Origin of the sequence: Streptomyces sp. NPDC020489 (assembly GCF_044386545.1) — a bacterium.
GTDB lineage: Bacteria > Actinomycetota > Actinomycetes > Streptomycetales > Streptomycetaceae > Streptomyces.
Genome location: NZ_JBIRUZ010000017.1, coordinates 26,797 through 44,071 on the forward strand (window position 1 = coordinate 26,797; position 17,275 = coordinate 44,071).

The 17,275-nt window shown below is 71.6% G+C and carries 13 protein-coding genes; 11 read left to right on the top strand and 2 right to left on the bottom strand.

The window, feature by feature from the left end:
* Window positions 1–87: 87 nt before the first annotated feature.
* The gene (locus tag ACH41F_RS35070) at window positions 88–1,365 is read left to right on the top strand and encodes a cytochrome P450 (protein WP_391244585.1); all 1,278 of its coding nucleotides are present in this window, start codon (window positions 88–90) and stop codon (window positions 1,363–1,365) included.
* Here the strand turns inward: ACH41F_RS35070 and ACH41F_RS35075 are convergent.
* Window positions 1,362–2,285 (bottom strand): NAD-dependent epimerase/dehydratase family protein, encoded by a 924-nt coding sequence (locus ACH41F_RS35075; RefSeq protein ID WP_398839039.1) that lies wholly within the window; start codon window positions 2,283–2,285, stop codon window positions 1,362–1,364. The genes ACH41F_RS35070 and ACH41F_RS35075 overlap by 4 nt on opposite strands.
* Before the next feature lie 162 nt (window positions 2,286–2,447).
* Here ACH41F_RS35075 and ACH41F_RS35080 point away from each other — a divergent pair, with 162 nt between their 5' ends.
* Window positions 2,448–3,128, top strand: a complete 681-nt coding sequence (locus tag ACH41F_RS35080) for a ScbR family autoregulator-binding transcription factor (protein WP_391244579.1) — start codon at window positions 2,448–2,450, stop codon at window positions 3,126–3,128.
* A gap of 126 nt (window positions 3,129–3,254) precedes the next feature.
* Here ACH41F_RS35080 and ACH41F_RS35085 read toward each other — a convergent pair whose 3' ends face one another.
* The gene (locus tag ACH41F_RS35085; protein WP_391244575.1) at window positions 3,255–4,226 is read right to left on the bottom strand and encodes a ScbA/BarX family gamma-butyrolactone biosynthesis protein; all 972 of its coding nucleotides are present in this window, start codon (window positions 4,224–4,226) and stop codon (window positions 3,255–3,257) included.
* A 226-nt stretch (window positions 4,227–4,452) separates the two neighbouring features.
* On the opposite strand from ACH41F_RS35085, the gene ACH41F_RS35090 reads away from it, so the two are divergent.
* The 9 genes from ACH41F_RS35090 to metK all read left to right on the top strand — a co-directional run bounded on the left by ACH41F_RS35090 (window position 4,453) and on the right by metK (window position 17,236).
* Window positions 4,453–4,665, top strand: a complete 213-nt coding sequence (locus ACH41F_RS35090; RefSeq protein ID WP_391244572.1) for an acyl-CoA carboxylase epsilon subunit — start codon at window positions 4,453–4,455, stop codon at window positions 4,663–4,665.
* A gap of 123 nt (window positions 4,666–4,788) precedes the next feature.
* Complete coding sequence (locus ACH41F_RS35095) at window positions 4,789–6,378, top strand: acyl-CoA carboxylase subunit beta (protein ID WP_398839042.1); 1,590 nt, start codon at window positions 4,789–4,791, stop codon at window positions 6,376–6,378.
* Between the two features lie 72 nt (window positions 6,379–6,450).
* Window positions 6,451–7,113, top strand: coding sequence for a ScbR family autoregulator-binding transcription factor (locus ACH41F_RS35100; RefSeq protein WP_391244568.1), 663 nt, complete (start codon window positions 6,451–6,453; stop codon window positions 7,111–7,113).
* 290 nt (window positions 7,114–7,403) lie between these two features.
* Window positions 7,404–8,246: a BTAD domain-containing putative transcriptional regulator gene (locus tag ACH41F_RS35105; RefSeq protein WP_391244566.1), complete on the top strand. Its 843-nt coding sequence runs from the start codon at window positions 7,404–7,406 to the stop codon at window positions 8,244–8,246.
* A gap of 357 nt (window positions 8,247–8,603) precedes the next feature.
* Entirely contained in the window at window positions 8,604–9,425 is an 822-nt protein-coding gene (locus tag ACH41F_RS35110) for a BTAD domain-containing putative transcriptional regulator (RefSeq protein WP_391244563.1), read from the top strand.
* 478 nt (window positions 9,426–9,903) lie between these two features.
* The gene (locus ACH41F_RS35115; RefSeq protein WP_391244560.1) at window positions 9,904–10,653 is read left to right on the top strand and encodes a thioesterase domain-containing protein; all 750 of its coding nucleotides are present in this window, start codon (window positions 9,904–9,906) and stop codon (window positions 10,651–10,653) included.
* Window positions 10,654–10,841: 188 nt separating this feature from the next.
* The gene (locus ACH41F_RS35120; RefSeq protein WP_391244557.1) at window positions 10,842–11,807 is read left to right on the top strand and encodes an SRPBCC family protein; all 966 of its coding nucleotides are present in this window, start codon (window positions 10,842–10,844) and stop codon (window positions 11,805–11,807) included.
* A gap of 581 nt (window positions 11,808–12,388) precedes the next feature.
* Window positions 12,389–15,751 carry a condensation domain-containing protein gene (locus ACH41F_RS35125; protein ID WP_398839046.1) on the top strand — a complete coding sequence of 1,121 codons (3,363 nt, stop codon included), beginning with the start codon at window positions 12,389–12,391 and terminating at the stop codon, window positions 15,749–15,751.
* Between the two features lie 276 nt (window positions 15,752–16,027).
* A complete protein-coding gene (gene metK / locus ACH41F_RS35130) occupies window positions 16,028–17,236 on the top strand; it encodes a methionine adenosyltransferase (RefSeq protein ID WP_398839048.1) in 1,209 nt (402 codons plus the stop codon).
* Window positions 17,237–17,275 lie beyond the last annotated feature (39 nt).

The window sequence follows — 17,275 nt, forward strand, 5'->3', positions numbered from 1 at the left end:
CGTCCGGGCTTTAACATACCGCACATACGGTTTTGTTGGCTGAGTGGCTTCGAATTTTCGGAGCCCGCCTCACGAAGCGGAGACCCCATGCCTCGTCAGCAGCAGTGCCCGTACGCCTTCGACCCCACGGGACGGGACCTCCACGGCGAGGCCGCCCACCTGCGGGAACAGGGTCCCGTGGCGCGGGTGACCCTGCCGGGCGGCGTCGACGCATGGGCTGTGACCGGCCAGCAGGAGATCAGGGCCCTGCTGACCGACCCGCGGATCTCCAAGGACGCCTACCGGCACTGGCCCGCGTGGATCGACGGGGAGATCGCGCAGACGTGGCCGCTGGCGATCTGGGTGTCGGTGCAGAACATGGTCACCGCCTACGGCGACGACCACAAACGCCTGCGCAAGCTCGTCGCCGCCGCCTTCACCGCCCGCCGGGTCGCCCAGCTGCGACCGCGCGTCGAGCAGATCACGCAGGAGCTGCTGGACCGGCTCGCCGAGCTGCCCGCGGACCAACCCGTGGACCTGCGCCAGGAGTTCGCCCACCTGCTGCCCACCCAGGTGCTCGCCGAACTGTTCGGCATCCCCGAGGAACACCGCGCGCGGCTGCGCCGGATCATCGCCGGCTTCTTCGACACCGCCGCCTCCCTGGAACAGGCGCAGCAGAACGCCGTCGATCTGTACATGACGATGAACGACCTGCTCGCCCTCAAACGCGACACCCCCGGCGAGGACCTGACCAGCGCGCTGATCGCCGTACGGGACGAGGACGGCACCCGGCTGACGGAGAAGGAACTCGTCGACAACCTGATCCTGCTGTACACGGCGGGCTACGAGACCACCGTGAACCTCCTCGACAACGCGGTCGCCCTGCTGCTGACCCACCCCGAGCAGCTCGCGCTCCTGCGCTCGGGGCAGGCGAGCTGGGACGACGCCGTCGAGGAGACCCTGCGCGTCGAGGCTCCCGGCGCCAACGGGATCCTGCGCTACGCGGTGCAGGACGTGGAGGCCGGCGGAGTGGTGATCCCCCAGGGCGACCCCCTGGTCATCTCCTTCCTCGCCGCGGGACGCGACCCCCTGGTGCACGGAGAGGGGGCGGACCGGTTCGACGTCACCCGGGAGACCCGCCGCAACCACCTCTCCTTCGGCCACGGCCCGCACTTCTGCGTCGGCGCCCCGCTGGCGCGACTGGAGGCGACCCTCGCGCTGAGCGGACTGTTCACCCGGTTCCCCGCGATGCGGCTCGCCGTGCCGGCGCAGGAGCTGCGCCCCCTGGAGTCGTTCATCTCCAACGGACACCGGGAACTGCCCGTCCTGCTCGGCCCGGTGGCCGCGCCGGGGGAGCGGCCCGAGGTCACCGCGCTCGCCGGCTAGCGCGCGGCGCGCAGGAGAGGGCCGTACCACGCCAGGTGGGCGGCGAGGCCGTCGAGGGGGGAGGGGCCCGCGGCGCAGCCCAGGTCCCGCCAGACGCGCTCGCTGCCGAACCAGTGGTCCGTGCCGAGCATCTCGAGGTGGTGCAGGGCCGGGGGAGAGCCGTCGGCCAGCTCCCTGGCCCGGCTCAGCGACAGCGACTCCCGCTCCGGTAGCCCCAGTTGTCCGCTCACCAGATCGATCAGGGCGGCGACGGGCACCGGACGGGGGTGGTTGACGTGGAAGACCGGCGGCAGGTCGCGCTCCTGGAGGGCGGCGGCGACGGCGACCTCGGCCAGCGCGCCGACGTCGACGGCGGAGTGCACCGAGCCGCACGCCACCTTCGCCCCCAACAGCCGTACGAGCCCGGCCAGTCCGGGGATCACCCAGCGATCGCCCGTGCCGTACACCAGGTGCGGGCGCAGCACCGTGCCGCCGGCGGCCAGCACGTGCCGTTCGGCGGCGGCGCGGGTGCGGCTGGTCGCGGAGGCGGGGGCCGGCGCCAGGTCGGCGGGCTCGGCGTCCCGGAAGGGACCGCGGCCGTACACCGCGGCGGTGCTCACGTACACGATGCGGCGCACCCCCTGGCGCATTGCCTCGTCGAGCAGCGCCCGGGTGCCCTCCTCGTTGACCGCCCGCAGGGTGGGCTCGTCCGTGCCCACGGCGGACGCGCAGTGGACGACGGCGTCGATGCCCTCGCACAGGCCCCGCAGTGACGCGGGGTCCGTGAGGTCGGCCCGGACACGCTCGAACGCTGTGTCGGTGGGCGCCTCGGAGCTGCGGTGTATCAGCCGAATCCGCACGGCCGGTTTTCTAACGGCGGCACGCACCACATGGCGGCCTATGAAGCCGCTTGCCCCGGTGACCAGCACTTTCTTCTGCATGGAAGCGCTCCTAGCGGCTACAGAACAGTGTGAAGAAACAACGAAAATGCGCGAAGTACGGGTCATGGCGGCTTGTGAAAATACGGACTCCCTGGTTTTGTTCTGCTTGGGACGGACAACCGACGTGGTGCCGAACCCCCGCACCAACCAGGGAGGTCCTTCATGGCGCGGCAGGAGCGCGCGATCCGCACACGACTGGCGATCGTGACAGCAGCGGCTTCCGTTTTCGACGAGCACGGATACGAACGCGCCACCATTGGTGAGATCCTGGCCAGAGCCGGCGTGACCAAGGGCGCGCTCTACTTCCACTTCCCCTCCAAGGCGGCGTTGGCGGAGGGGGTGCTCAGCCAGCAGTTCAGCGTGATCTCGGTGGAGCCCAGCCCCTGCAAGCTCCAGGTGTTCGTGGACACCGGGCTCACGGTCGCCTACCGCATGCGGCGCGACCCGCTGGTGAGCGCCGTCGCGCGGCTGAGCCTGGAGCAGGACGTACGGGCGCAGTTCGGCACCGCCGCCATCACGCAGTGGATCGACGCCTGCGTCCACATGCTGACCGAGGCCAAGGAGCAGAACGAGCTCCTTCCGCACATCGACCCGGTCGAGACGGCCTGGCTGTTCTCGGCGGCCTGGACCGGTGTGCAGGTCTATTCGCAGATCCTGTCCCAGCGGGAGGACCTCGAGGCGCGGGTGGTGGAGCTCTTCGAGCACCTGCTGCCCGGTCTCGCGGTCCCGGCCGTCCTCGGCAACCTGGAGATCTCCACGGCCCGCGCGATGGAACTCGGCGCCAAGAGCGACGCGCGGATGCGGGAGGTCCTGGCCGAGGAAGCGGTGGCGGTGGCGAGCTGACCGATGAGGCGCTGCGTCCGTACCGGGCCAGGACTGCGTCACCGGATCGCGGTGACGCAGTCCCGGCCACGCGCGCGGGGCGGATCGCCCCCCGGGCCGCGCCGGACGCTCCTCTGGCCGTGTCGCTCAGTCGGCGGCCACGGTCACCGTGGAGCGGAACACGAGCTTTCCGTCCTGGTGCCCTGTCACGAGCACGGATTCCACGGGGTCCATGCCGGTCCCGGGGATCAGGCAGGCCTCGATCACGCAGGGGCTGGTGAGCGCGATGTCCCGCAGGAACTCGCTCGCGATCTCCAGCGGCACGCAGGAACGTTCCAGCGTCGCGGCCGTGGCCTGGCAGGCGGTCTCGAGCAGCATCATGTCCGGCACGTGCTCGACCTGCTGGTCGAGGAACGCGGAGTGCCGGGTGTCCACCCGGAGCTGCCAGCGGTCCGGCTCGCCGATCGGCGACAGGACCACGTCCATGGGCGAGGTGCGCCCGACGGTCTGCGGGGGCAGCGGCGCCGTCAGCGCGATGGCCTGGGGCCGCTCCTCCTGCGCGCCCCGGTCCACCTGCGGGCGGGCGCAGGTCAGTGCGCCCCCGCCGGTCGCCGCGAGGTGTCCGTCACGGCGCATCTCCACGTCGACGCGGAGCCCGGTCAGCTGGCCGTCGTGCCATTGCGTCTCGTGGACGGCCACGCTCAGTTCGAGGCCGGCGGGCGTCCAGTCGATGTCGAAGTGCTCCGGCCGCAGGCTCACGCTGATGTCCCGCACCAGCGGCTGCTGGTCGAGGGGGACGCCGTACTCGGCGTGCGCCAGCAGGATCCCCGCCTGGCGGATCGTTTCCGCCGCGATGAGCGGGTTGTAGCGACCGTTCATGGCGAAGAAGCTGTGCCCGCGGGGCCACTGGGCCGTGACAACGAAGCGGTCGTCGCCCACGGGTTCCCAGTCCGTGAGCATGACCTCGGCGACACTCGCGCGATGCACGAGTTCCTTCGGAACAGTGGTGGTCAGAGACCGGACGAGGAGAGCGCCGGTCTCGGTGCGCGCCGTCCTGTCGCTCTCCGAGCTTCCCGCGCCGGGCGTCATGCGGTTGATGCGGAACGTGCTCGCAGACATGGTTCCCCCCTGGGCTGCGTTGGCTTGAATCTGAGTCGTTGTCTCCTCAGGACAGAGAAGATACATACCAGCCGGTTTAATTTCTAGACGGAATCGCATGCTCTGCTTGCCAAATAAACGGAACCATGCATTCTCTGCCGTCCCCTGTCTCCACTGGGCTCAAAGCGGTTCTTGAGTGGGCTCACCGATCGTGTCTCCAGGCCCTAGGCGAAGGGGGATCGGTCGCATGCGCAGGGACGAAGCCCTGATCAAGGTGGAGCGGGGCCGGCCGGACGAGGCCGAGCTGGCCGCTGTCGTCGCGGTTCTGCTCAGCCTGCGAGCGGGCGCGCAGGGCGCGCCGGACGGGGCGCCGGACGGCGCGCTGGAGGAGCTGCCGTCGGCCGAGATCGGCTGGTGGCGGGCGCCGGACGCGTATGCGGCGCCCGAGAGTTGGCGCTGATGGCGGGGCCTGTCCCCAGAATCCCTTTACTCCTCAACCTTAAACCGCATAAGCGGTTTGTTATGATGGCTTCACGGACCCGGGGCGGGACCTCCTCGGCCTTGTCCCAGGAAGGCACCTGACATGGCTATGACGAGCCGGGCATCGATGGAACCGGGACCCGCCGACATCCGCGGGCGCGTGGCGGAACTGGACAGCATCCGTGAGAAGGCGCTGGCCGGCCCCAGTCAGCAGGCGACCGAGGCGCAGCACGCCAAAGGCAAGCTGACCGCCAGGGAACGCATCGAACTGCTGCTGGACCCGGGGTCCTTCCAGGAGGTCGAGCAACTGCGGCGGCACCGGGCCACCGGTTTTGGGCTGGAGGTGAAGAAGCCGTACACGGACGGTGTGATCACCGGCTGGGGCACCGTCGAGGGACGTACCGTCTTCGTGTACGCGCACGACTTCCGGATCTTCGGCGGCGCCCTGGGCGAGGCCCACGCCACCAAGATCCACAAGATCATGGACATGGCCATCGCTACCGGGGCTCCGCTGGTCTCCCTCAACGACGGCGCTGGCGCCCGCATCCAGGAGGGCGTCTCCGCGCTCGCCGGTTACGGCGGCATCTTCCAGCGCAACACCAAGGCCTCGGGCGTCATCCCGCAGATCAGCGTGATGCTGGGCCCCTGCGCGGGCGGCGCGGCCTACAGCCCTGCCCTGACCGACTTCGTCTTCATGGTCCGCGACACCTCGCAGATGTTCATCACCGGCCCGGACGTCGTCAAGGCCGTGACGGGGGAGGAGATCACCCAGAACGGCCTCGGCGGCGCCGACGTGCACGCCGAGACCTCGGGGGTGGCCCACTTCGCGTACGACGACGAGGAGACCTGCATCGCGGAGGTGCGCTACCTGCTGTCACTGCTCCCGCAGAACAACCGGGAGGCACCGCCGAGGGTGCGCGGCGACGACTACATCGACCGCCGCTCGGACGCGCTCCTGGACCTGGTGCCCGCCGACGGCAACCGGCCCTACGACATGGCCAAGGTGATCGAGGAGGTCGTCGACGACGGCGAGTACCTGGAGGTCCACGAGGGCTGGGCGCGGAACATCATCTGCGCGCTGGGCCGACTGGACGGGCAGACCGTCGGGTTCGTCGCCAACCAGCCCCAGACCCTGGCCGGCGTCCTGGACATCGCGGCCAGCGAGAAGGCCGCGCGGTTCGTGCAGATGTGCGACGCCTTCAACATCCCGATCATGACCTTCCTGGACGTCCCCGGGTTCCTGCCCGGCGTCGACCAGGAGCACGGCGGCATCATCCGGCACGGCGCGAAGCTGCTGTACGCCTACTGCAACGCGACCGTGCCGCGGGTCTCGCTGGTCCTGCGCAAGGCGTACGGCGGCGCCTACATCGTCATGGACTCCCAGTCCATCGGGGCGGACCTCACCTACGCGTGGCCGACGAACGAGATCGCCGTGATGGGCGCGGAGGGCGCCGCCAACGTCATCTTCCGACGTCAGATCGCCGAGGCCGAGGACCCCGAGGCGATGCGGCAGAAGATGGTCAAGGAGTACAAGGCCGAGCTCATGCACCCGTACTACGCGGCCGAGCGCGGCCTGGTGGACGACGTGATCGACCCGGCCCGCACCCGCGAGGTCCTCATCCGCTCCCTGGCCATGCTCCGCAGGAAGCACGCCGACCTGCCGTCGCGCAAGCACGGCAACCCACCGCAGTAGCAGTACGTCCGAGGGACTGGGGATGTCGGTGCGGTGCCGGCCTTCGACGTCCCTGTTCTCAGGAGACAGCACATGGTCAAACAGGAGCGCGCCGCCCGCACCCGGCAGGCACTGATCCACGCCGCGGCCGAGGTGTTCGCGGAGGAGGGCTTCGTCACGGCCTCGCTGAGCACCATCAGCAAACGGGCCGGGGTCAGCAACGGCGCGCTGCACTTCCACTTCGCCAACAAGGCCATGCTCGCCGACGCGGTCGAGGCGGAGGCCGCGCGGGTCGTGCGCCGGATCACCGAGACGGCGCGGGCCTGGCAGGGCGACTCGCTCCAGGCCGTGGTGGACGCCACGCACGAGCTGATGCGCAGCCTCGCCCAGGACACCGTGGTCCGCGGCGGTTTCGGGCTCTCGGGCGACGGCACGCGCAGGGGTCAGTCCACCCTGCGCGCGCAGTGGCAGCACTGGGTCGAGGACAGCCTGCGCCGGGCCGAGCGCAACGGCGCCCTGGCGGAGGGGGTGTCCTGGGCGGACAGCGCCCGTGTCATCGTCGCCGCCACCGTGGGCCTGGAGGTCCTGGGCGGCGACGACAGTTCCTGGCTGTCGCGGCAGAACCTCACCCGCTTCTGGGACGTGCTGCTGCCGCGGCTCGCCCGCCGGCACGACCTGGGCCGGCTGGTGAGCTCCGGCTCGCGGACGCAGGCCGCCGTCTCCTCCTCCGCGTCCTCGGAGCGGCCCACGCGCTGAAGCCCCGCTCAAGCAGACCACATGGTCTGTTTGGCTATCGTTCTTCGTCTACGTTGCCCAACGGCGCCCTGGAGATCGACTCCAGGGCGCCTTGATTTTCCCTAGAGGATCTACATAACCGCTGGTCAGAGCGATCGAGCTGCTACGCAACCGCTAAGAAAATACAGGATGCGCGGTTTGATATTGACAGACCGTGCGTGCTGTTTTTACTCTTCTTGTGGCGCCGGGCTGGCATCTGCAGACGGCCGCGGACCGACCGGAGCACTCGGGCACAAGACAGGGGAGATCGCGTGGACATCGAGGTACTCGGCGCACTGGCCGTACAGGAGAACGGAGTCTCCATCACGCCGACGGCGCCCAAGCCGCGGCAGGTGCTGGCCCTGCTGGCACTGCACGCCGACCGTGTGGTGCCCGTCTCCGCACTGATCGAGGAGCTGTGGGGCACCACACCACCGCGCAGCGCCCGCACCACCTTGCAGACCTACGTCCTTCAGCTGCGCGAACTCATCGCCGTGGCCCTGGAGAAGGACGAGCAGGGCATGGCGGGCGAGAGCGGACGGCGCACCGCCAAGGACGTGCTGGTGACGATGCCCAGCGGCTATCTGCTGGCCAGCGGTGGCGGCGAGAGCGACGTGCGCGCCTTCGAGCGGCTCGCGGGTGTGGGGTACCGGGCCATGGACGCCGGCGACTTCCCCGGCGCCGCCCGGCAGTTGCGCGAGGCGCTGGCCCTGTGGTCCGGGACCGCCTTCGCCGACGTCCAGGCCGGGACGCAGCTGGACATGGAGATCAAGCGTCTGGAGGAGAGCCGGCTGTGCGCGCTGGACCAGCGCATCGAGGCCGATCTGCGGCTGGGGCGGCACCGTGAACTGCTGGCCGAACTCACCGTCCTGGTCAACCGCTACCGCACGCACGAGAGCCTGCATGGCCAGTTCATGCTGGCGCTGTACCGCTCCGGGCGGCGCGGCGAGGCGCTGGAGGTCTACCAGCGGCTGCGCGCCACGCTCGTCCGGGACCTCGGTCTGGAGCCGTCGGCCGGGCTGCGCCGCCTACAGCGGTCCATCCTGACCGCCAACCCGGAGACCACCACGGCGGCCCCGAAGACCACCAAGGACCGACTCGTTCCGACCAGTTGAGTGGCCGCCTCCCTTTCCCAGGGCTGGTGCGCAGGCGGTTCTCCGCCGCGCCGACGCCCTGGGAAGCGGCATGTCCGGACCCGGTAAGCGGTGCCGGGCATTCCGCAATTCGGTTTCTGTCCGGTGGAATTCAATGAAAGACCAACCGGCGGAAACCTCCCGTGACCGTGCGGAGCTCCTTTCTTCCAGTCGTCGTTCACCTGCCCTTGAGTCGATCAATTTCCGGACTGCGGCCTTCAGTTGAAACGCCCTCAAGCTCCGGTTGAGGAAAGTCGGGTGTGGCGCGAATCCGGCTAGTGTGCTGCCGGTGATGGAATTCAGCCACGAGAGGAACTCGACGAGGTACGGAGGAAAGCAGTGAAGATACAAGTTCTGGGTCCGTTGAGTGCCGAGGTCAACGGGGGGTCGATTGTCCCGACGGCCGGTAAGCCGCGGCAGATTCTTTCCCTGCTGGCTCTCTACCCCGGACGGGTGATGCCTGTCCCCATGCTCATGGAGGAAATCTGGGGGACCGAGCCGCCGCAGAGCGCGCTGACCACTTTGCAGACCTACATCCTGCAACTGCGCCGGCGCCTGGGCACGGCCATGGGACCGGACGCCCCCGGCGCCGCCAAGGAGGTACTGGCCACCCGGCACGGCGGCTACCTGCTCCAGATACCGCCGGAGAGCGTGGACGTGCACGAATACGAGCGCATGGTCACCGAGGGGCGCTCGGCGTTCGAGGCCGGGGACGACGAGAGGTCGGCCACGTGTTTCCGCAAGGCGCTGGAGCTGTGGCGCGGCCCCGCACTGGTCGACGTCCGGGTCGGGCCCATCCTCGGCATCGAGGTCATGCGGCTGGAGGAGAGCCGGCTCGGCACCGTGGAGCGGCGCATCGACGCCGACCTGCGGCTCGGCAGGCACTCCGAACTCATCGCGGAACTGGCCGAACTGACCGCGCGTTACCCGCAGCACGAGGGACTGCACTCGCAGGCCATGGTGGCGCTGTACCGGTCGGGACGGCAGGCGTCGGCCCTCGCCGTCTACCGCAAGCTGCGCATCCGGCTCATCGAGGAGCTGGGCGTGGAGCCCTCGCCGCAGGTGCAGCGGCTGCATCAGGCCATGCTGTCCGTCGACCCGCAGCTGGACGTCACCGCCGGCGTCCGGCGCAGCTCGACCTTCGATCTCTACGCCGCCTGAGGCCGGCCGGAGCGGGGGCTCGAGTCGTACTCAGAGGTCGTCAGCAGCCATGAACAGGTGGGACGTGGCCTCGGGGCGGTACGTGGGACACGGTGGCCACGGGCCGGGCGGCCGGGGGAACAGCGCCGGCCCGGCATCCGTCGGACCGCCCTGAACAGGGGCGGTTGCCCCGGTACCGGCGGGCGTGCGGGCCCGGCCGGACGGCAGCCGCCCCGCACGCACCCGCCGTCCGGGCGGTCCGCCCCGCACGCGTCCATGTCCGGCCGGCCAGGGCCGCCAGGGCGCGAAGACCTCCGTACCCGGTGGACCTCTCCTGAACGCACCGCAGGGGAGGTCCTCTCCATGATCACACCGCCCGGCCGTGCGGACGAGCGGGCGGAAGCCGGCTTCTGCCCGGCCTCGAGCGGTCTTTGAGGTCGTCCCGCGATTCTCGAACCCCACCCCCGTGTGTCCAGGGGCCAGGGAGAGGAGGACGGCCATGTCGGACGGACAGTCGGTGCGCCTGCACTGCTTCGCGCACTCCGAGGGAGGCCTGTCGGTCTTCGAGCACTGGGCCGCGAGCACCGGAGACGGTGTCGAGGTCCTCCCGGTGTGCCTGCCGGGCGGCGAACGGCGGCGCTCCGAACCCCGGGTGACCACCCATGAGGCGCTCCTCGCCGACGTGCTGCCCCGGTTCGCGGACCCGCAGCCCGCCCCCTACGTCCTCTACGGACACGGCCTCGGGGCCCTGGTCGCCTTCACCGTGACCCGCGCCCTGCACGAGGCGGGTCTGCCCGGCCCGGCCCTCCTCGCGGTCGGCGCCTGCCCGCCGCCCGACACCCCCTCGGACCTGCCGGACCCCCGCGGGGTGACGGACGCCGAACTGCTGCACGTCCTGGGCGGAAAGGGCGCGGTGCCGGCCGCGAGCGACGAGGGGATCTGGCTGCGCGCCATGCTGCCGGTGCTGCGCGCCGACCTCGAACTCGCCCAGGCCCTGGAGGAGGCCGCCCGCAAGCCCTCCTTCGCGGGCCCGCTCACCACGCCCGTGCTCGTGGTCGCCTCGCAGGAGAACCCGCTGGCGCCGCCCACCATCGCCGAGGGCTGGCGGCAGTGGACCGAGGGGCCCACCTGGCTGCGCACCGTCCCCGGCCACCACTTCTTCACCCGGGGCAGAGAACTGCCCGCACTGCTCGGCAGGGCCTGCCGCGTCACCCGCCGCCTCGCCCGCGAGAGCGTGCCCGTCGGCTGAACCCCCGGCCACCCGGCGCGGGCACGCACACTGCCCGCAGGCCCCTGAATCCTTGCGCGACGCGGCAGTTGACGGCTGATGGGACCAGCGCCATTCGATCTGCTTTCCGCCCGTCCTTCAGCGGTTTTCATCCAGCCGTCTGAATTCTGTTCGCGTACTCGTCGGCGCAATGTAGGAGAGGTGTTCAGATGTCTGTTGAGCTCGCGGAGAAGACGACCGAGAAGACGACGCACAAGGTTCATGTGTCCGCATCGGCCGGTGTGGTGTACGCCCTTTTCGCCGACGCGGTGAACTGGCCGCTCTATTTCTCCCCGAGCGTTCATGTGGAACGCCTGGAGTTCGACGGCGAGCGGGAGCGGCTGCGGACGTGGTGTTTCCTGGACGGCGAGCTGAAGTCATGGACGTCATGGCGGCGCCTGGACCCGGTGAAGCGCCGCGTGGAGTTCCGGCAGGAACTGCCCGCACCACCCCTGAGCGCGCTGGGCGGCATCGTGAACGTCACGCCCGATGGCCCCGACGCCTGTGAGCTGGAGCTGGCGTACGACTTCAGCGTCGTCGACGACCAGCCCGCCGACCGGGCCTGGGCCGAGCGGGCCGCCGCCGGGCACAGCCGCAGCCAGCTCGCCGGCCTGAAGGCGATCGCCGAGCGGTGGACCCGCCTGGACGAACTCATCCTGACCTTCGAGGAGTCGGTCCACGTCAACGGCCCGGCCGAACTGGTCTACGACTTCCTCTACCGCGCCGGGGACTGGCCGGACATGGTGCCGCACGTCAGCCGGGTCGACCTCACCGAGGAGGAGCCCGGGGTGCAGCGCATGACCATGGAGACGCTGACCGAGTACGGCACCCACGTCACCGACTCGGTGCGGATCTGCTTCCCGCACGCCGAGCGCATCATCCACAAGCAGATCACCACGCCCGCCCTGGTCCAGGCACACACCGGCGAATGGTCCGTCGTCCCCGACGAGCACGGCGTGAGCGTCGTCGCGCTGCACACCGTCGTGCTGCGCGAGGAGGACATCGCCGCCGAACTCGGCGCGCACGCGACCCTGGACCACGCCCGCCGACGGGTGCGCGAGACGATCGGCCGCAACAGCCGCGTGCTCCTCGCCCACGCCAAGCAGCACGCGGAGACCGCCGTACGCATGCTGTGACGGCGGCACCGGGCAAGGGCGAGGGTCATCCACGAGCGGCGTGCGGGAACGCCCCGGCCGCCCGGCGCGCCGCGCACGGACGGGCCCCGCGGCTGTCCCCGCGCGCCGCTCATGGATGACCCCTGCCGGACTTGGGTACCGGTGCACAGCTGCTTGGAAAAACGGACGACGGCCTGGTACAGCTACTAGCGTGCTGAGTCGGAGGGTTGTGGATACCTGCTGACCAGGAGGCGTCATGGAAGCGAGGCGGCGTGGCAACGCCCCCCTGCGCCCTGCGCCCCGTCACCCACGGGACGGCCACCGCCCGCGGCCCGGCCGTCCCGGCCTCGCCGGGCACGCGCGCGGCCCGTCCGCACCGGCCACGCGTCCCCGGGCGCTCCCCTGCCTTCGCCACGGCCCTGCACGGCGCCGGCGGACGAGAACCGTCCGGCACGCCGTCAGGGCCGACCTCGGCACGTCGGCCACCGGCCGTGGGGCACGATCCCCACGAGGGCCGGACGTCGTAGCTCACCCAGCGCCTACAGAGGAGAGGAGGGAGGGGACCGCGCCGGTCTCAGCGGACCGCACGTCCCCGGACACGCATGACTGTTTCCCGCTCCTCCCACGCGGCGATCTCCGTGATCGTCGACCCCGGGCCCCCTCCGCACACGGCCCCGTGGGACCTCGAGCTGCGCGGACCGCTCGACCCCGCCGTGCTGGAGGACGTCCTGGGCGAGCTCGCCTGCGGTGACCCGGGCCGGCCCGGCTGGCAGCACCGGCTGCTGCGGCACGGCCCCGACCATCACACGCTGCGCTTCATCCAGCGGGACGGCGCGATCGCGGCCTCCGTGGTGGGCCGTATCGCCGATCTGCTCACCGAGCCGCCGCTGGCCGACCGTCCGCTCGTCCCCGCCCAGAGCACGGTCCTGACCCGCCCGCTACGGCTGCGCTACGAGGCGGTCTGCCTCGAACCGGCCGTCCCGCTGGAGGCGGACACGGTCCGTCAGGCGCTGCGCGCCGTCGTGGCCGCCCACCCCCAGCTGCGCGCCCGGCTGGACGCGACGGGCGGCCGGCTGCTCGGCCAGGCCCCGGCCGGGGACGCCCAGATCCCTTTGACGGAAGGCGAGTTCACCGACGAGGCCGGTTTCGCCGCGGCCATCGCCTCGATCGGCCGCACCCTCGACGCGCGCCGCGGCGTCCAGCTGCGGGCGCTGCTCGCCCGGGACCGGCGCGCGACCGGACCGCGCGCCGACCGGCTCGCGGTGATCGTCCACCAGATGGCCGTGGACGCCGCGTCCTGGCGGATCCTCCTGGACGACCTGACGGCCGCCCTCGGCCTGAGCACCGTCGCCGCACGACCCCGGCGCACCCCGGACGGACTGGCCGACTGGGTCGGCGAACTGCGGGAACTGGCCCGCGACCCCGACGAGGTCCGGCACTGGTCCCTGGTCGCCGACCGCAGGACCCGCGCGCTCAGCTCCCGCCGCTCCGCCGCGGTGACCGGGTCCGGCGACAGGCCCGACACCGCCCCGGCGGCGACCTGGGAAAGCCGCCCCGGGCACGAACGCCACCTTGGGTTCACCCTGGACGAGGAACTGACCGAGCGGCTCACCCAGAGCCTGGTCCGCCGCCTCGGGCTGACCGCCGGGCAGGTGCTGACGGGCGCGTTCGCCGTGGCCCTGGCCCGCTGGCAGCTCGCCGACGAGATCGGCTTCGACGTACGCAGCGACCCCCGGCAGGGCCGCCCGGGCCTACGGCGTCACGTGGGCCGGCTCACCGACGCCCACCCGGTGCATCTGACCCTCGACCCCGGGCTCGACGCCCTCGGACAACTCGCCGCGCTGGCAGGCCAGTTGGCGGCCGCCGCCGGGCAGGCGGAGGGCGGCGCCGGGTTCGGGGCCTGCCGGGAGTGGAGCCCCGATCCGCTGCTGCGCGACACCCTGCGCGCCCTGCCGCCCGCCCCGGCCTGCCTCATCCTGCACGGCCCCGACGAGGTGCTGCCCGACGCCGCCCGCCCCGTGCCCGGCAGCGCACCGGGACGGCCCGAGCACCGGCTGGAGGCCCGCGTCCAGATCGCCGGCGGCACGCTGCGCCTCGGCGTGGACTGGGTGCCCGACCCCGCTCAGGGCATCACCGACACCTCCGTGGCCGCCCTCACGGACCTGCTGCGCGAGACGATCGTGGAACTGGCCGACGCGGCCGACGCCCCGATCCCCTCCCTCTTCCGGGCCACCCCCCAGCAGCTGGCGCTGTACACGGACGGCGCGGCACGGCCCGGCACCGGGCGGCACGTCGAGCAGCTGGTGTGGGCCTGGCACGGCCCGCTCGACGTCGAACGCTTCACCTCCGCCTGGCAGTCGGTCTTCGACTGCGAGACCGTGCTGCGCACCGCCTTCACCGGCGGCCCCGAACCGCAGCTCATCGTGCACGGCCGGGTCGCACCCGAGATCACCGTCCGGGTCCGCCAGGGCGACGAGGACCTGTCCGAGCTGCTGGAGCGCGACCGGCTGCGCGGCTTCGACCTGCGCCGCCCCGGACCCCTGCGCCTGACCCTGCTGGGCTCGGAGGGCACCCCGCTGGAGGACGCCGCCGCCCCCACCCGGATCGTGCTCACCTACCACCGGGCGCTGCTGGACACCTGGAGCGCGCACATCATGCTGCGCGAGTTCCACCGGGCCTACCTCGCGGGCGGCTCCCTGCCCGGCGGCGAACGCCGGCCCGACCTGCGCGACTACACCGCCTGGATCGCGGCCCAGGACCTGGAACCGGTACGAGGGCTCTGGGCGCGCTCGACGCCACCGGCCGACGCGGCATCCCGGCCCGCCCGGCCCGGCGGGGCCACCGGACTGACCGGGGTCGGCCGGTCCCGGCTGCGCCTGGACTCCGCGGAGACCATCCGCCTCGCCCGGTGGGCGGGCATGTGGGGCATCGGCGAGAGCAGCGTGCTCCAGGCCGTCTGGGCGATGCTCATCCACCGCGCCTCCGGCGCCACCGGACCGGCCCCGGTCTGCTTCGCGGTGACCGTGCCCGGGCGCGGCATACCGCTCGACGGCGCGGCCCGGATGCTGGGACCGCTGCGCAACTCACTGCCGATGTCCGTCGAGGTGGACCCGGCGGGCACCCTGCCCGAGCTGATGCGCCGACTGCGGGACAACGCCCTGGACATGGCCGCCTACGAATGGGTGCCCGCCGACTGGGTCCGGGCCCCGGGGCGGCGCGGCGCGGGCACCGACCCCGCCGCCACCCTCATCGTCTTCGAGGACCCGCCGCACCCGGTGGAGGGGCTGGAGAGCGAACTCGCCGCCCAGGGCATCCGGGCCGACTTCGCGGGCACCGTACCCGCCCGCTCGGTGCTGCCCATCGGCCTGCTCGCCCACCACGACAGCACCGGCGGCCTGGTCCTGACGGGGGTGTACGACCGTGACGTGCTCGACGAGGAGGCGGCGACCGAACTGCTGATGCAGAGCGCCCTGCTGCTGCGCGAACTCCCCCTGTGGGCGGGGGAGTCCACCACCGTGGCGGACGCCGTGAAGCTGCTGGAGGGCAGGGCCGTGCCGCGGATGGCCGAGGCCCCCGGGTCGGACGCGGACGGTCCGCTGCTCACCCTGCGGGCGGCGGAGCGGGAGCAGGCGGCCACCATCTGCCTGGTGCCGCCGCCGAGCGCACCCCCGACCTGTTATGACCTGCTGGCGCGCAGCTACCCGGGCGCGGAGGAACTGCTGGTGCTCACCGGCGACGCCGACCGGGCCCGGCCCGCCCTGGCCACGCACCTGGCGGGCCGGTCCCTGCTGCTCGGCGGCTTCTCCGGGGCCGGCGCCCTGGCCTGCGACCTCGCCCGGCGGATCGCCGCGGACGGCGGACGGCCACCCCGCGTGGTGCTGGCCGGCGCGAGCGCGGACGAGGAGGAACGGGCCGCCGAACTCACCCGGGCTCTGAAGGCCGCCACCGCCGCACCGGACGGCTGAGCGGACCGGGCGCCCCACGGCCGGGTCGGGCCGGGGCGCCCACGGCATCGGCGTATACGTGGGGATGGCGCACGGCCGTGGCCAGGGCGGGACGAGCGCGCGGTCGTAGCACGGCGGGACGACCGCACCGCCGTCGGACCGGTTCTCTCCGGTTGGGTTCCGCCGCTCTTCGAGTGCTCCTCGTTCGACGTCGTACATCTTGGGCTGTGTATCCCGGGTGACCTCGCCCGGTCTCTGACCCCCTTCGTGCTTTGGGCCGCAGCCATCAGGAGAGCCATGTCCCGTCGTCTGTTCACCTCGGAGTCCGTCACCGAGGGTCATCCCGACAAGATCGCCGACCGGATCAGCGACACCATCCTCGACGCGCTGCTGCGCCAGGACCCCACCTCGCGTGTGGCGGTGGAGACGCTGATCACCACCGGCCAGGTGCACATCGCCGGCGAGGTCACCACCACCGCCTACGCGCCGATCGCCCAACTGGTGCGCGACGCCATCCTCGACATCGGTTACGACTCCTCGGCCAAGGGTTTTGACGGTGCGTCGTGTGGTGTGTCGGTGTCGATCGGGGCGCAGTCGGCGGACATCGCGCAGGGCGTCGACGCCGCGTACGAGACGCGGGTCGAGGGCGACGACGACGAGCTGGACCGGCAGGGCGCGGGCGACCAGGGCTTGATGTTCGGGTATGCCACGGACGAGACGCCGAACCTGATGCCGCTGCCGATCGAGCTGGCCCACCGGCTTTCGCGCCGTTTGACGGAGGTCCGCAAGGACGGGACGGTCCCGTATCTGCGTCCGGACGGCAAGACGCAGGTCACCATCGAGTACGACGGTGACAAGGCCGTGCGCCTGGACACGGTGGTGGTGTCCTCGCAGCACGCGGCCGACATCGATCTGGAGTCGCTGCTGACCCCGGACATCCGCCAGGAAGTGGTCGAGCATGTGCTCGCGCAGCTCGCGGATGAGGGCATCAAGCTGGAGACGGAGGGCTACCGCCTGCTGGTGAACCCGACCGGTCGCTTTGAGATCGGTGGTCCGATGGGCGACGCCGGTCTGACGGGCCGGAAGATCATCATCGACACCTATGGCGGGATGGCCCGCCACGGTGGTGGCGCGTTCTCGGGCAAGGACCCGTCCAAGGTGGACCGTTCGGCGGCGTACGCGATGCGGTGGGTCGCCAAGAACGTCGTCGCCGCGGGCCTCGCATCGCGGTGTGAGGTGCAGGTGGCGTACGCGATCGGCAAGGCCGAGCCGGTGGGCCTGTTCGTGGAGACCTTCGGCACCCACACCGTCGAGGTGGAGAAGATCCAGCAGGCGATCGCCGAGGTCTTCGACCTGCGCCCCGCCGCCATCATCCGCGACCTCGAACTCCTGCGCCCCATCTACGCCCAGACCGCCGCCTACGGCCACTTCGGGCGCGAACTCCCCGACTTCACCTGGGAACGCACCGACCGCGCCCAGCAGCTCAAGGCAGCCGCGGGCATCTGAGCCCGACACCCGACGGCCGGGCCCGACGGTCGCGGCCGA

Bases quoted from the DNA above. Each gene is read 5' to 3' on its own strand.
- ACH41F_RS35115 (WP_391244560.1), top strand. From the start codon at position 9,904: ATGTCGGACGGACAGTCGGTGCGCCTGCACTGCTTCGCGCACTCCGAG.
- ACH41F_RS35095 (WP_398839042.1), top strand. From the start codon at position 4,789: ATGGCTATGACGAGCCGGGCATCGATGGAACCGGGACCCGCCGACATC.
- ACH41F_RS35080 (WP_391244579.1), top strand. From the start codon at position 2,448: ATGGCGCGGCAGGAGCGCGCGATCCGCACACGACTGGCGATCGTGACA.
- ACH41F_RS35120 (WP_391244557.1), top strand. From the start codon at position 10,842: ATGTCTGTTGAGCTCGCGGAGAAGACGACCGAGAAGACGACGCACAAG.
- ACH41F_RS35075 (WP_398839039.1), bottom strand. From the start codon at position 2,285: ATGCAGAAGAAAGTGCTGGTCACCGGGGCAAGCGGCTTCATAGGCCGC.
- ACH41F_RS35085 (WP_391244575.1), bottom strand. From the start codon at position 4,226: ATGTCTGCGAGCACGTTCCGCATCAACCGCATGACGCCCGGCGCGGGA.
- ACH41F_RS35090 (WP_391244572.1), top strand. From the start codon at position 4,453: ATGCGCAGGGACGAAGCCCTGATCAAGGTGGAGCGGGGCCGGCCGGAC.
- ACH41F_RS35070 (WP_391244585.1), top strand. From the start codon at position 88: ATGCCTCGTCAGCAGCAGTGCCCGTACGCCTTCGACCCCACGGGACGG.
- metK (WP_398839048.1), top strand. From the start codon at position 16,028: ATGTCCCGTCGTCTGTTCACCTCGGAGTCCGTCACCGAGGGTCATCCC.
- ACH41F_RS35125 (WP_398839046.1), top strand. From the start codon at position 12,389: ATGACTGTTTCCCGCTCCTCCCACGCGGCGATCTCCGTGATCGTCGAC.
- ACH41F_RS35100 (WP_391244568.1), top strand. From the start codon at position 6,451: ATGGTCAAACAGGAGCGCGCCGCCCGCACCCGGCAGGCACTGATCCAC.